Annotated in this window: 9 protein-coding genes; 8 read left to right on the top strand and 1 reads right to left on the bottom strand. The window is 60.5% G+C overall.

All coding sequences use genetic code 11. The annotated features are described in order from the left end of the window. Positions 1–1,153 precede the first annotated feature (1,153 nt). Entirely contained in the window at positions 1,154–1,630 is a 477-nt protein-coding gene (locus tag N2602_RS29090) for a hypothetical protein (RefSeq protein ID WP_260380215.1), read from the bottom strand. A gap of 91 nt (positions 1,631–1,721) precedes the next feature. Here N2602_RS29090 and N2602_RS38815 point away from each other — a divergent pair, with 91 nt between their 5' ends. The 8 genes from N2602_RS38815 (at position 1,722) to N2602_RS29045 (ending at position 15,271) form a co-directional block, all read left to right on the top strand. Next, entirely contained in the window at positions 1,722–8,477 is a 6,756-nt protein-coding gene (locus N2602_RS38815) for a VCBS domain-containing protein (RefSeq protein ID WP_311738575.1), read from the top strand. 518 nt (positions 8,478–8,995) lie between these two features. After that, positions 8,996–9,211, top strand: coding sequence for a hypothetical protein (locus N2602_RS29075; protein ID WP_018318137.1), 216 nt, complete (start codon positions 8,996–8,998; stop codon positions 9,209–9,211). A 105-nt stretch (positions 9,212–9,316) separates the two neighbouring features. Further along, entirely contained in the window at positions 9,317–9,823 is a 507-nt protein-coding gene (locus tag N2602_RS29070) for a prepilin peptidase (RefSeq protein ID WP_172785657.1), read from the top strand. A gap of 1 nt (position 9,824) precedes the next feature. Beyond that, complete coding sequence (gene cpaB / locus N2602_RS29065; RefSeq protein WP_260380214.1) at positions 9,825–10,790, top strand: Flp pilus assembly protein CpaB; 966 nt, start codon at positions 9,825–9,827, stop codon at positions 10,788–10,790. Next, on the top strand, positions 10,790–11,995 hold the full coding sequence (locus N2602_RS29060; protein ID WP_260380213.1) for a pilus assembly protein CpaE: 1,206 nt from the start codon (positions 10,790–10,792) through the stop codon (positions 11,993–11,995). Before cpaB ends, N2602_RS29060 begins: the two co-directional genes overlap by 1 nt. Beyond that, entirely contained in the window at positions 11,992–13,437 is a 1,446-nt protein-coding gene (locus N2602_RS29055) for a CpaF family protein (RefSeq protein WP_260380212.1), read from the top strand. The genes N2602_RS29060 and N2602_RS29055 overlap by 4 nt, the downstream gene beginning before the upstream one ends. Then, positions 13,434–14,366, top strand: a complete 933-nt coding sequence (locus N2602_RS29050) for a type II secretion system F family protein (protein WP_172785653.1) — start codon at positions 13,434–13,436, stop codon at positions 14,364–14,366. Before N2602_RS29055 ends, N2602_RS29050 begins: the two co-directional genes overlap by 4 nt. Next, positions 14,363–15,271, top strand: a complete 909-nt coding sequence (locus N2602_RS29045) for a type II secretion system F family protein (RefSeq protein WP_260380211.1) — start codon at positions 14,363–14,365, stop codon at positions 15,269–15,271. The genes N2602_RS29050 and N2602_RS29045 overlap by 4 nt, the downstream gene beginning before the upstream one ends. Positions 15,272–15,273 lie beyond the last annotated feature (2 nt).

Genomic DNA, 15,273 nt, shown 5'->3' with positions numbered 1-15,273 from the left:
GATCGTGGACGCTCGCGAAGCGCTCAGGGCCCAACGGCATCGGCGGATGCTAAACGTGCCGGCTGCGGTGAAGCGGCTCCGTCCGCGAACGCAGTGTTGCCGGCTGCGTGCCGGGTACGAGGCAGAGTAAGCTCGGCAGATTAGATCAACGATGGTCGTTCTCGTGCGTACTTTCCTTCTCATGGTAGGAATTTGGCTGCTGGTGAACGTTCTGTTCGTTGTAGTTGTCCTGCCCTCGCGCAGACCGGCACCTACTCGGCGCGCAGGAATTCCATCTCCGGTGATGATCAACAGGACGGCCGGTCGCCCGGACGATCACGACCCACCACTCCTGAAGCGCGAGATGACGCCGGTTGCAATCAGAGTTCTTTTCGTCGTCGTCGTCCTTCCAGCTCTTCGGGCGTGGAATGCGGTCAGGCGGCACTTCAGAGGGTATCGCGACTAGACGGGCCATCGCGCGCTTGAGATTCTCGATGTCATCACTGCGCTATGGCCGTGCCTCCAAGCATGGGTATAGCCGAACTGCCACACGTACAATGGTTCCGTTGCGTCGCACTTAGTTTGGCACTGCCTTAACCGGACATTCGGGTACGATGATGGTCACCCTTTTGGATCGGACTGCATCATGCGGTACAAGGTGTTCGTGGTGGACGGCAGCCGGCAAGTGATCTGCGCTGCCAAGCTCGACTGCATTGACGAGCAGACGGCGAGGCGCCGAGCCGAGCAAATGCATGACGAGCACGACGTTGAGCTTTGGGAAGGCGATCGACTCGTAGCGGTGTTCCGAAGTGCAACGTCGAATGAACGTCGGAGCTAACGCGCGATCCTGAATGGGCGGCCGGTCTCGCCGCCGCGTTAGTTCAAGCGTTGTGATCACCCCGGTCTGGCTGGTCGGCGACGCGTCGCAGCGAAGCAAAGATCGCGAACCGAAAGCATCTGGGAGACAAGCCGGTAGAATTCCGCTGTCGGCCTCGCAAGGAGGGGCGCAAAAGCCTTATTGTCATTAATTTGATGTATTAATCAAAAAATCAAGAGATAAATAAATAAATGGACAGTGGCTTTAATTCAAAATAGGTTCGATTTAATCGAGGTTGAATGATCGTGGCGCTTCCTAGTCACGGTCGTCGCTTCTGAAGCCGCGAATACTGCAGAATCAATATTGCCAAGGCGTGACCGGCCAAGCACCGATCACGATGGGCAGGGGGATACCGCTCCAGATCTTTTCACGCAACTTGTCAGCAGTTGATCGATTGTCGCTGGTGGACGTAACACCCTCCGAGCGAGCGCTATCGGTTTTGCGTGAATTGATTTTGCGGCGACGCTCTCTGCTCGGCATTGGCAGACGAGGGTTGCGAATGACGTGCACGCATTTTGTAGCAATGTCCGGCGGGGCTCGGGCAGTTTCGAATTCTTCACCGTCAATTTGCGATCCTTCGATCCAGCCAAGTTTGCGATTTGCAAACATTGCGGCTGTCAGGTGCGCGACCGTGCGCACGACATCCGCTCGCGGGCTCGGAGCGACTCTAGCCTCGAGCAGAGTTGAGCGGCACGTGTTCTCTTGGCAGATTTTCGAAGCGCTGAGCAGGACGGTAGGCATCCTGAGCAGCTGGGCATTTTTCTTCAACAGCATAGGCAAGCCAACGGGCGATCATCCCCGCGCCATTGTGCAATTTCTGCCGGTCCGTGAATGCGGGCGGCGCATCACCCAGAGGATTTGAGCTATGGCGACGCAGACAACGGGCGGCGGCAGCACGGTTTCGTTCGGCAATACTCCGCAAGCCAACTCGGACATTTTCTCGTTTACGGAAGAGGCCAGCAACATTCTCATCTTAAACGTGCTGGCAAATGACCTCGGGGGCGCGGCCAAGACGCTGTTTTCGCTGGACGACGGCACGAGCGCCTCCGCGTCCACCAAGAGCTACGCACCTGCTGACCTGCTGGTCAAGGATGTGGCGTACAGCAGTGACGCCGCGGGCATGGCCGGAACCCGTGACCGCAGCGCGCTCGGTGCCCGCATCTGGATCGAGTCGGACGGCACCATTCATTACGACAAGGCCGACATCAACGCTCAGCTTCAGGCGCTGGCGGTCGGGCAAACGCTGACTGACACATTCACCTACGCGATCCAGCTGGGCAATGGCACGCTCAGCTGGGCGACGGTGACACTCCAGTTCAACGGCGCAAACGATTCGGTCTTCGCCACATCAAGTCCACAGAGCGGCTCGGTGGTAGAAGACGCGAATGCCACACCGGATCTCTCGGAATCGCAGAGCGCGGCCGGCACTATCAGCTTCAACGACGCCGATCTCAGCGACACGCATTCGGCCTCGTTCGCGGCAGCCTCTTCCAACACGACTTCGCTCGGCACTTTCTCGCTCGATCCCGTCAACGAGGCGGCCAATGCCGCCAACGGCGCGGTGCAGTGGCACTACAATTTGAACAACGCGGCTGCGCAATACCTCGCTGCGGGCCAGACCGTCACCGAGAGCTTCGTGGTGACGATCGAGGACGGCCAGGGCTCGACAGCTACCCAGACGGTGACGGTCACGATCACCGGCACCAACGATGCGGCCACGATCTCATCCGAGGCGAAGTCCATTACCGAGGGCAATGCCGGCGCCGCACTTAACACGAGCGGCCAGCTGACGATTGTGGATCCCGACACGGGGCAGGCCCATGTCGTAGCGCAGAGCAATGTTCCCGGGACCTACGGCGACTTCACGATCGATGCCAACGGCGCCTGGAGCTACACCGGCAATGGCGCCCATAACGAGCTCACCGCCGGCCAGCAGGTGCAGGACCAGTTCACGGTCACCAGCCAGGACGGCACCGCGACCGGCAGCGTGACGGTGACGATCACCGGGACCAACGACGCCGCGACCGTGAGCTCCGACTCCAAGGCGGTGACGGAGGCCGACATTGCGTCCGCGCTGAACACCTCCGGGCAGCTGACGATTGTGGATCCCGACACCGGCGAAGCCCATGTCGTCGCCCAGACCAACGTCCACGGGACCTATGGGGACTTCACGATCGATGCCAACGGGGGCTGGAGCTACACCGGCAACGGTGCCCACGATGAGCTCACCGCCGGCCAGCAGGTCCAGGACCAATTCACGGTAACAAGCCAGGACGGCACCGCGAGCGGTACCGTGACGGTGACCATCACCGGGACCAACGACGTCGCGACCGTCAGCTCGGACTCGAAGGCGGTCACCGAGGGCGATACGGCGGCGGCGCTCAACACCAGCGGTCAGCTCAGCATCACCGACCCGGATACGGGCGAAGCCCATGTCGTGGCGCAGAGCAACGTCCACGGGACCTATGGGGACTTCACGATCGATGCCAACGGGGCCTGGAGCTACACCGGCAACGGTGCCCACGATGAGCTCACCGCCGGCCAGCAAGTGCAGGACCAGTTCACGGTCACCAGCCAGGACGGCACCGCGAGCGGCACGGTGACGGTGACCATCACCGGCACCAACGACACTGCCACGGTCTCTTCGGACTCGAAGTCCGTCACCGAGGGCGATACCGCGGCGGCACTCAACACCTCCGGCCAGCTCAGCATCACCGACCCGGATACGGGCGAAGCCCACGTCGTGGCGCAAAGCAACGTCCACGGCACCTACGGCGATTTCAGTATCGATGCCAATGGGGCCTGGAGCTACACCGGCAACGGTGCCCACAATGAGCTCACCGCCGGCGAGGAGGTGCAGGACCAGTTCACGGTGGCCAGCCAGGACGGCACCGCGAGCGGCACCGTGACGGTGACCATCACCGGCGCCAACGACGCGGCCACCGTCTCGTCGGACTCGAAGTCCGTCACGGAAGGTGACACTGCCGCCGCATTGAACGCCTCCGGCCAGTTGACGATTGTGGATCCCGACACCGGCGAAGCCCATGTCGTGGCGCAGAGCAACGTCCACGGCACCTACGGCGACTTCGCGGTCGATGCCAATGGCGCCTGGAGCTATACCGGCAACGGTGCGCACAATGAGCTCACCGCCGGCCAGCAGGTGCAGGACCAGTTCACGGTCACCAGCCAGGACGGCACCGCGAGCGGCACGGTGACGGTGACCATCACCGGGACCAACGACGCCGCGACCGTCAGCTCGGACTCGAAGGCGGTCACCGAGGGCGATACGGCGGCGGCGCTCAACACCAGCGGTCAGCTCAGCATCACCGACCCGGATACGGGCGAGGCCCATGTCGTGGCGCAATCGAACGTCCACGGGATCTACGGCGACTTCACCGTCGATGCCAATGGTGCCTGGAGCTATACCGGCAACGGTGCCCACAATGAGCTCACCGCCGGCGACGAGGTGCAGGACCAGTTCACGGTGGCCAGCCAGGACGGCACCGCGAGCGGCACCGTGACGGTGACCATCACCGGCAGCAATGATGTGGCCACGGTCTCTTCCGAGGCGAAGCCCGTCAGCGAGGGCGACGCTGCTGCCGCATTGAACGCCTCCGGCCAGCTGACGATTGTGGATCCCGACACCGGCGAGGCCCATGTCGTGGCGCAATCGAACGTCCACGGGACCTACGGCGACTTCTCCATCGGTGCCAATGGCGCCTGGAGCTACACCGGCAATGGTGCCCACAATGAGCTCACTGCCGGCCAGCAGGTGCAGGACCAGTTCACGGTCACCAGCCAGGACGGCACCGCGAGCGGCACGGTGACGGTCACCATCACCGGCAGCAATGATGCGGCCACGGTCTCGTCGGACTCGAAGTCCGTCACGGAAGGCGACGCTGCTGCCGCATTGAACGTCTCCGGCCAGCTGACGATTGTGGATCCCGATACGGGCGAGGCCCATGTCGTGGCGCAGAGCAACGTCCACGGGACCTACGGCGACTTCTCCATCGGTGCCAATGGCGCCTGGAGCTACACCGGCAATGGTGCCCACAATGAGCTCACTGCCGGCCAGCAGGTGCAGGACCAGTTCACGGTCACCAGCCAGGACGGCACCGCGAGCGGCATCGTCACGGTGACGATCACCGGCACCAACGACAACGCGACCGTGAGTTCGGATTCGAAGGCGGTCACCGAGGGCGACACCGCAGCTGCGCTCAACACGAGCGGCCAGCTCAGCATCACCGACCCGGATACAGGTGAAGCCCATGTCGTGGCGCAGACCAACGTCCACGGCACCTACGGCGACTTCGCGGTCGATGCCAATGGCGCCTGGAGCTACACCGGCAACGGTGCCCACGATGAGCTCACCGCCGGCGAGCAAGTGCAGGACCAGTTCACGGTTACCAGCCAGGACGGCACCGCCACCGGCACGGTGACGGTGACCATCACCGGCAGCAACGATGCGCCGGTGCTGAATGCCAATGGCGGTTCACTGTCCTATACCGAGGGGCAGGCGGCGACCGCGATCGATACCGCGCTGATGGTGTCGGATGTTGACAGCACGAATCTGACCGGCGCGACGGTCTCGATCACCGGCAACTTCGCCTTCGGCCAGGATGTGCTCGGTTTTACCGATCAGAACGGCATCACCGGTAGCTATAATGCCAGCACAGGGGTGCTGACCCTGACGGGTTGGTCGAGTGTGGCGAACTACCAGGCGGCTCTGCGCTCCGTGACATATTCGAACTCCGGTGACAATCCGTCGGGCGCGACCCGCACCATCAGCTACCAGGTTGACGACGGCCAGACGGTCAGCCACGCCAGCAATATCGTGACCTCGACAGTCACCGTCATCCCGGTCAACGACGCGCCGGTGAATACGGTTCCGGGAGCACAGACGACAAACGTCAACACCACAAAGGCGATCACTGGACTTAGCATCTTCGATGCCGACTCGGACGGCGCCACTGAAACGATCACGTTGTACGTAACCGACGGCACCTTGACCGTTTCGGGAGGTGCCGCAGGGATCAGCGGCAGCGGAACGTCCACGGTGACGCTGACCGGAACAGTCAGCGCGATCAATTCCACGCTGGCCTCGACGGTCAGCTACGTTCCGACATCGAACTTTGCCGGAACGAGCACTCTGACGATGACAACGAGCGACAATGGCCACACCGGAGCGGGTGGTGCATTGACCGATGTCGATACAGTGACCATTTCGGTCACGAGCCCCAGCCCCTTCGCTCTCACGACCGGCACCGATACGGTCATCTATGCATCGGGCACCAATACTGTGACCGGCACGCAATCTCCCCTAACGCTAAACAACGGTGACATGCTGACTGGGGGAAGCGGTACGGACACTCTCGCAATCAGTGGCGGCGGTTTGGGGCCATTCACCTTCGGCGATGGTGCTGGAAGCATTGGGCTGACAAATTTCGAGACAATAAGTCTGAGTGACAGCAACAACGGAAATCACACTGACGCCTTGACGTTCCTTTCGACATTCCAAAACGGAGGAACGCTCACGATCGATGGATCTGGCATCACTGGTAACGGCGACCTGGTCGTAGACGCCAGCGCAGTCACGTCTGGATCGTTTGTCATCATGGGCAGTTCGGGAAACGGCGGTGATGATACCCTCAAGGGCGGTTCCAGTAACGACACGATCAACGGTGGCGCAGGTACTGGTGCGGATCGGATCGTGGGTGGTGGTGGCGCAGATGCGCTGACTGGTGGTGGTGGAAACGATACATTCGCCTATCTCCGTGTCACCGACGCCGGTGACCACATCACCGACTTCAGCACCTCAGGGGACAAGCTCGAATTCACGGTAACCGCCGGGCGTTTCGTCATTGGTGATGTCGATACAAGTGTTGAAAACGTCAGAACGGGCAACAACGCTGCGATAAATCTCGCCACCACCGAAGTCGGCATCAAAACAGACGCATCCGTGACGACAGCGACAGTTCAATCAACGATCAACGGTTACTCGAATATCACGACAGGGGCCCTGTTCGTATTCCACAATTCGACAGTGGGCCACGCGCAGGTCTACTACGATCCCAATCCGAGCGTGGCCGGCGGCGCGATACTCGTTGCAGATTTGGACAATCTGACCACTCTGGCCAGCATAACCGGTACCTTCAGCGCGGCGGACTTTGCGTTTGGAACGGCGCTTGCTCCTGCGGGCGTATCGGGGCAGCCCATCAATCTGGGTCTGACCAACTCGCCGGCCAACGAGGGGCAACTCGCCACGGTCACTGTCGCCAGCATGCCCGCCGGCTGGACGCTGAATGGTGGGACGCTGCTCGGCGATGGCAAGTGGACGATCGAGACGACCGACGTCAGCTCGCTAATGGTGACATCGCCAATCAGTTTCGCCGGAGCTTTGCACCTCGACGTGACCGTGACTTGGATGCAGCCGGACGGCTCGGCTGTCATCGAGACATTCGCCGACAATGTTGAAGCTTTTGCAACGGGCTCCCCCATCATCGCCATTTCCGGCGATGACTATCTCACAGCGTCAGGTGGCAGCGATCTACTTGTATTCTCTCGGCCGATCGGCCACGACGTCATCTATAATTTCGACATTGCGCATGATCAGATCGATCTGATCGGCTACGCCGGCTTCAAGACGTTCGCCGACATCCAGACGCAACTGTCTACCGACGATGACGGTGATGCCGTCATTACGCTGGCCGATGGTCAAACGATCACCTTGAATGGCATCGATGCCGCCTCGCTCGCAGCGGACGACTTCGTGTTCGACTTTGAGCCCACAGTCGACAACGCCGCCACAATGATGATCGGCAACGGCGCAATGCTGCCTTTGTCCGTTAACATCCACAATACGGGCACGATCTCGTTGAACGCGACCGGCGCGGAGACCGACCTCCAACTTGTCGGGCACGGCATTCTGCTTGAAGGTGGCGGTCAGGTGCTGTTGTCCGACAATAGCGAGAATACTATCAGTGGAGCTGTTTCAGACGTCACGCTGACCAACATCGATAACACCATTTCGGGAGCCGGACAGCTTGGCGAGGGGACATTGCGCCTTGTCAACCAAGGTACAATCAACGCCACGGGCACCAACGCGCTCGAGATTGACACCGGTAGCAACATCATCGTCAATTCCGGAACGATTGCGGCCAGCGGCAGCGGCGGTCTGGTCATCGACAGCAACGTGGACAATTCGGGGCTGCTGTGGGCCCATGGCGCCAACATCACTCTCAATGGCACCGTAAGCGGCAGCGGCACCGCCCTGATGGACGGCGTGGCTACGATCGAATTCGGAGCAGCTTCATCTGCGCATGTTGCGCTTGATGCCACGGCCACCGGGACAATCGTGCTCCATGACTCCTTCGACTTCAGCGGCGTCGTGTCCGGGTTCAACGAAGATGACCACCTGGATCTGCTCGACGTCGCATTCGGGGACGGCACGACTACAAGTTATGTCGCCAATCAGGCCGGCACTGGCGGAATCCTTTTGGTGACTGACGGAGTTCATACCGCCAATATCAGCTTGCTGGGCCAGTACGATCCCGCGAGCTTCCAGGCTGAGGCAGATAAGAACATGGGAACGCTTATCAGCTACCACGCGGATCTAGTCTGACGCGTTGCGGGGAAATGGCTAACGGTGCCGACTGCAAAGTCGGTACCTGGTTCGCCTGGATATCCTAACGCCTTGCCGACTGCCCTGATGCATCCCGCCGGTTCTGAGTAGCCGGCATCTCGTTGGGTTTGAGCGAATCCCGCTCCAGTTGCGACTTTTCGCACGTCGTGAAAGTTGGTTCATGCGTGCCGAGCGGGCGCAGCATCGATTAATTTTATTATAGCGATGTTCACCCGTAATAATCCGGTGATTCTTTGCCGACTCCAGCCAGTGCTCTGCCCAGGATTCGGTTGTTAGGTTAGCTATCGTCTTTGTATTACGACGTTTTTGTCGATTCCTGGATGGTCCTGACGGGCTCGTTTTGCGATGGTTATTCAAATCAGACATTAATACATTAAATGTTGACGATAATAAATATTTAATGGATAGTTTACCGCTGGCGGGGCCGGAAATAAATCCGCAGCCGCTGAAGTTGCCGAGGTGTCTGTAAATTCATCTTGAAAGAAGGGTTTCCTCCTATGTTGCATCATTTCATCGAGACCAAGGAAGCGTTGAAGCGTCTGCGGACGGACCAGGACGGCGTGGTGTCATTCGAATACATCATCGTCGCGGTTTGCATCGTTGGCGCAGTAGGTGCCGTGTTCGGCGGTGGAGCTGGTGGCCAAATCGGGGCCGCCCTGACGACCGGGATCACCGCTATCACCACCGCCTTCGCCACCGCGATCGCTGGCTGAAACGGCCATTTGACACCAGAGGGGGGCATCGGAATGTGTCCCCCTCTCGAATGTTCTTTCCTGCATTCCTAGTGTGCCTTCCACCTCTTTGAGGCATGCATTTTCATGACCTGGGTTTCATACGTCGCCTCGATACTGGAAATCCTGTTGTTGCTCTACGTCGCAACGATCGATGTCGCGACGCGCCTGATCCGAAACGAAATGTGTCTGGCGCTGGCGGCGCTCGGGATCGCCAGTCAATTGCCCAATCCAATGCAAGTTGCCGAGTCGCTGATATCGGCCGCGATTCTCTTTCTGCTGCTGTTCGTCCTCTACGCGCGCGGAGGGATTGGCGGCGGCGATGTCAAATTGCTGACTGCGCTGGCGATCGGGTTTCCAGTGACCGGCCAGATTCAGCTCCTGACCATAACTGCGCTGGCCGGCGGCGTTCTTGCCCTGGTGCATCTGATGATGCGCCACCTGCCTCATCCCAAACTGGCACCCGCCAGATCGTCACTCCCGCGCCGGGTCTACGCGATCGAACGTTGGCGCCATTTGCGACACGCCCCGCTGCCCTACGGAGTTGCAATAGCGTGCGGGGGTATCTGGACGATTTTGAGCAAAGGATTGTGAGATGTCATCCGCGCTGCGTCTGTCGATCATCATGGTGCTTCTGCTCGCAACCACGGCGTTCGGGCTTATTGCCTATAACATGAACCTGCCGAAGGCGCCCGCTCCGGCCCCGGTGCAAGTCACGGAGACGGCCCCGGCACCGGCACCGGCGACGACCGCCGGATACTTCGTCGCGGCGCGTTCCTTGCCGAAGGGAACTTTGGCTCGCGAAGAAGATTTCACGGTGCGATCGGTGCCACCGGAGCGCATTCCTCAGGGCGCGATCCTTGAAACGCCCGAGTCCAAGGCCGGACTTCCCGGTTCTCTGATCCGCAGGTTCGTTGAAGCAGGCAGTCCCGTGACGTTGCAGGACATTCTGCGTCCGCGGGATCGAGGCTTCCTGGCCAGCGTCCTGGCACCGGACAGCCGTGCCATCAGCATCAAGGTCGACGAGGAGGCGGGCGTCTCCGGCCTGATCAGGCCGGGTGATCATGTGGATGTCGTATTGACCCAGGTATTCGAGAAGGTCGACACCGCACGTCGAGCCCTCAGCGAGACCGTTCTGCGCAACGTTCGAGTGATCGCGATCGACCAGGAGATCGTGCAGGGTGCACGACCAATTGGCGGAATGGCAGGCAAGCAAACGCAAACCGTGTCCCTGGAGCTTGCGCAGGAGCAGGTCAAGAAAGTCACCGTCGCAAAGCAGCTCGGAACACTGTCTCTGGCCGTGCGTGCAGCAGTCGATCAATGGGACAAGGCCGACACTGGCGCGATGTCAAGCTGTGATGTGTCCCCGGAACTTGCTCGTCAGTACGCGATCGCACGTCAGAGAACGGCAGTCGTCATTCATTCGGGCGGCGAGACCAAGCAATATACGGTCAGAAAGCAAGACGAGGACGCTCTCGTCAGCTGCGAGGGGGCCTCGGAAGTTGTGCACCAGACCGCAACGGCCGAAGCTCATGCCAACAGGTTTTCGGAGAAACGTTGATGAACATTGCCATAGCCGCTCCGCCCGAAGAATCGACATCGATCGTCACGCGTAACCGCATCGTCTGTTTCGTAAACGACGAGATCAGCGCCGCGGCTTTGCGCAAGGGCCTCGAAGGCGCCAATCTGTCGATCAGGCGCGGCACGATCCGCAATGCGATACGGATGCTGGAATCCGACACAGACCTGTTCGCGCTGGTAACAGACATCAGCGGCATCGATGATCCCTTCACTGAACTGGAAAGGCTGGCCGGCCTCTGTCCGCCCGATGTCCGTGTAGCTGTGATTGGCGAGAACAGGGAGATCACCTTCTACCGTGAGCTTCTGGAGCTCGGCCTGGCCGAGTATCTGCCGCGGCCGCTCACGCGCGATTTGGTGCTGGACCAGCTGCGCCCCAAGCTGCTGGGCGATACGGCGGCCAACCAGATCGATCGTGGTGGGCACGTGGTCTCGATCTGCGGAGCACAGGGCGGGGCCGGCGCCACGAGCATCGCGATCAATCTGGCGCTGCAGCTTGCCGAGACCACCAAGGCCAAGGTGGCGCTGCTTGACCTTCATCTGCAGGGCGGCGAAGCCGCCGTGATGTTGGGTGTCCGTCCCGGGCCGGGGCTGCGCATCGCCCTGGAGAATCCGATGCGGGCGGACACGCTGTTCCTCGAGCGGGCGGCAATCGAAGTCAACGAGCGGGTCTGTCTGGTCTCGGCCGACGAGGATCTCGATGCGCAGCTCGAAATCACGGAAGCCGGCGTACGACACGTGCTGGGTCTGCTCCGTCAACGATTCAACTACATCGTTGTCGATGTGCCCGTCCCGTTCCCGCCATCGATCTATCCGGTGATTACGCTTTCCCGTCACGTGATGGTGCTGCTCGAAGCCGAGGTGACCGGACTTCGCAACGCCCACGCGCTGCGCACCGCCGTCATCAACATCGCCGGCAAAGATCGGGTCTTTACCTTGCTCAACCGGGCCGGTCGTCCCGGTGGACTTCCCAGGGCGGCAGTCGTCAAGGCGATGGGCGCAGAGCCGGACATCGTCGTTCCCGATCTCGGCAAGGGGATGACCGAGGCGGTCAATCTCGGAATTCCGGCTCTGAAGCACGTCAGGAAGTTGCGACGTCACCTGGCGCCGATTGTACGGGAGATCAGCGGTGTCGGCGCCGAGCGGAAGAGCTGGTGGAGGAGGGTGCTCACAGCACATCTGCGATGAAAAAGTTCGGTCGGCGTGAGGAAGAGGCGTCCGTTTTTGCAGCTGCGTTGGGGACCGGGCTGCCTGGTCCTGCGGCAGGCTTGCCTCTGTCGATGCCCAACGTTGCTGCATCTGCGCCAAGCGCGCCTCCAGTCGTGTCAAACGTGCCCGCATCCGCGCCCAGGCGCGACGAACCCCCGATCCACCACCCGGTGATACCGGCTTCGTTGCGTGAACGGGTCATCGAGCAGATCGAGCCAGCGGTGGCCGCAACTGTCTCGCGCGAAGTTCTTCGGCGGCAGATCGAGGAAATCATCCATCAAATTGCCAACCAGGAGCGGCTCGAGTTGTCGGGGCGCGAGCAGCTTCAGCTTGCGGACGAGATTGCCGACGACATGACGGGGTACGGGCCGCTTCGTCCGCTGCTGCTCGATCAATCGATCAACGATATCATGGTGAACGGTCCGAGCAACGTCTACGTGGAACGAAGCGGCAGGCTGGAACGGATCGCAGTGCGATTCCGCGACAATGATCATATCGCCTCCGTCGCTCAGAAGATTGCCGCGCAGGTTGGCCGGCGCGTCGACGAATCCAGCCCGATGGTGGACTGCCGCCTGCTGGATGGCAGCCGCGTCAACATCATTCTCCCGCCGCTGGCGATCCATAGTCCGTGCATCTCCATCCGGAAGTTTCCAACCCGGCGTTTGGACATTGCTGGATTGATCGAAAATGGCTCAATGACCGCGGCCATCGGAAAACTGCTGGAGATCGCCGCCCGGTCTCGGCTCAATGTTCTGGTCTCCGGCGGTACCGGATCCGGCAAGACGACGCTCCTGAACGCGATGAGTCAATTCATCGATCACAGCGAACGCATCGTAACGATCGAGGATGCGGCAGAGTTGCAGCTTCAGCAGCCGCACGTGATCAGCCTGGAGACCCGGCCTCCCAGTCTGGAGGGCACAGGGCAGGTGACGCAACGCGATCTGCTGGTGAACGCCCTGCGCATGCGTCCCGACCGAATCGTGGTCGGCGAAGTCCGCAGCGCGGAAGCTTTCGACATGCTCCAGGCGATGAACACCGGCCATGACGGTTCGATCTCCACGGTCCACGCCAATAGTACCCGGGACGCCCTGACCCGCATCGAAAACATGGTGCAGATGGGACAAGTCAATCTACCGTCGCGAGCCATTCGAGCTCAGATCGTCGCTGCACTCGATCTCATTGTGCAGGTCGAACGCATGCGGGACGGGCAACGTCGTATCGTTCAGATCAGTGAGGTCATCGGCCTCGAAGGGGAGGTGATCACCACCAATGACATCGCAGCCTTCGAATACAAGGAGGAGGATGAGCAGGGTCGTCTATCGGGCACCTATAGGTGCAACCTTGCAACTCCGAAATTCAAGAGCCGTCTTGTCTATTACGGGCTGGATGGAGCGTGGGCCGAGGCAATGAGGCAGATATGATGCCGGAGTCCGTAATCGCGTCCTTTCTGGCGCTCGCGATGTGCGCGGCAGCCATTTCGTTGTGGCTCGATGCTCGGGAGCGACGCATCAATCGCCGGCTGGCGGTTGCTCTGCCAGCTTCCCATCCAGTCAACCTACCATCCATTCGCCGGTTGGAGGCGGGGTCTTCGTCGCTGTTGCTCCATCGCGTGGCCAATTACAATCGCGAGATTCCTTACGCCTGGCATCCAATCTATGTGCTGCTTGCCGGTGCCATCGCAGCAGCAGCAATCCTTTACACCAATCGCCTGCTGGGATTCTCCATTCTTTACGTGTCGGTCGCGGCGGCAATTGCCGCCATCGTCGTCGTGCGAGGCCTCTTCGGATGGCAGCAACGTCGCTTCGCCAGGCAGCTCTTTCGACAGCTGCCTGATGCGATCCAGCTCGTGACGAGCACCGTTCGATCGGGTCTGCCTGTGCACGAAGCTTTTCGCGCCCTCGCGCGCGACATGCCGCAACCAACAGCTGGGCAGTTTGCCATCGTATGCAGCGAGGTGAACCTTGGAAGACCTCCGGAGGACGCCGTCCAAAGTGTCTATCGGCGAACGCAGGTGGCGGAATATGCGATGTTCGCGGTGACCCTTGCAGTTCAGTTGAAGTCGGGTGGTAGCCTTGCGGAGACCTTACAGAACCTGGGAGACACCGTGAGGCAACGTGTTGCACTGGCTGCTCGGGCCAAGGCGCTGGCAGGAGAGGTGATCTTTTCCTCGCGGGCGCTGACGATCTCGCCCTTGCTTGGGGGCGGGGTGCTATACGCGGCCAATCCGCAAACGGTCGACCTGTTGTTCACTGATCCCGTTGGAAACAAGCTGCTGGCCTACGCAGTGGTCTCGGTGCTTGTCGGGGCCTTGGTGATAAGTTGGATGGTCAGACGGGAAACGGCACTATGACGCTCGGTCTTGGTCTGGTGGCCCTCGCATTCGCAGCTGGTGCCGCGAGCTGCGTGTTGATCATCCGCGAAATGCACATTCGCGCTTTGGACGTGCGGGTCTCGAACGCGGTGCTGGGCGTTGCTGGACGGTCAGCGCCCTTCCAAGACATGACCGGTTGGTTTTCGTCGCTCGGCATGCGGTACCGCCGTTTCTATGCTGAGGAAAATCTGGATCAGCTACGAGCGATTCTTCAATCAGCCGGTTTCAATCATCGTCGAGCCCTGCCGACCTGGATCGGTGTCAAGGCCGTCAGCATGTTCTTATGCCCGATCATTGCCGGAGGGGTCGCTCAGCTCTTGGGGAAGCCGCTGCTGGACGTGCTTGTCTTCACACTGATGGGCGTGGCGGTCGGAATCGTGGGACCGCGGTTGATACTGGCGATGCTGAAGCGGCGGTTTGATGCGGCCATTCGTCTGGGCACGCCGGATATGATCGATTTGCTGGTTGTGTGCAGCGAAGCGGGAATGGGCCTGGAGAGCGGGCTGGCACGCGTTGCGCAGGAAATGAACGAGACCAATCCCTCCATGGCTGGAGTCTTGAGGAATCTTCTTGATGATCTGCGGATACTGCCTAGCCGCAGCGAGGCATTCGAGAAGCTGGGAGCTACGTCGGATGGGCTGCGCCGCTTCGGGACTATGCTCGCCCAAAGCCTGCAATACGGGACGCCGATTGGCCAGGCGCTGCGGAGCATCGCCGTCGACCTGCGGCGGGAACGAATTACCAAGCTCGAAGAAAGAGCACACAAGCTGGGCGCCAAGCTGACCATTCCCATGGTGCTGTTCCTGCTTCCAGCCATGTTCGTCATTTTGGGAGGAAGTCCCATTCTGCATCTCGTACGTTCATTTGCCAGCTTCGGTAAATAGCC

The organism is Bradyrhizobium sp. NC92, from assembly GCF_025200865.1.
Classification (GTDB): domain Bacteria; phylum Pseudomonadota; class Alphaproteobacteria; order Rhizobiales; family Xanthobacteraceae; genus Bradyrhizobium.
The sequence above is the reverse complement of the archived record's forward strand: the minus strand, read 5'-3'. Positions and strand labels throughout refer to the sequence as shown.

Coding starts and splice junctions, on each gene's coding strand:
- N2602_RS29090 (WP_260380215.1), bottom strand. CDS start 1,630: ATGCTGTTGAAGAAAAATGCCCAGCTGCTCAGGATGCCTACCGTCCTG.
- N2602_RS38815 (WP_311738575.1), top strand. CDS start 1,722: ATGGCGACGCAGACAACGGGCGGCGGCAGCACGGTTTCGTTCGGCAAT.
- N2602_RS29075 (WP_018318137.1), top strand. CDS start 8,996: ATGTTGCATCATTTCATCGAGACCAAGGAAGCGTTGAAGCGTCTGCGG.
- N2602_RS29070 (WP_172785657.1), top strand. CDS start 9,317: ATGACCTGGGTTTCATACGTCGCCTCGATACTGGAAATCCTGTTGTTG.
- cpaB (WP_260380214.1), top strand. CDS start 9,825: ATGTCATCCGCGCTGCGTCTGTCGATCATCATGGTGCTTCTGCTCGCA.
- N2602_RS29060 (WP_260380213.1), top strand. CDS start 10,790: ATGAACATTGCCATAGCCGCTCCGCCCGAAGAATCGACATCGATCGTC.
- N2602_RS29055 (WP_260380212.1), top strand. CDS start 11,992: ATGAAAAAGTTCGGTCGGCGTGAGGAAGAGGCGTCCGTTTTTGCAGCT.
- N2602_RS29050 (WP_172785653.1), top strand. CDS start 13,434: ATGATGCCGGAGTCCGTAATCGCGTCCTTTCTGGCGCTCGCGATGTGC.
- N2602_RS29045 (WP_260380211.1), top strand. CDS start 14,363: ATGACGCTCGGTCTTGGTCTGGTGGCCCTCGCATTCGCAGCTGGTGCC.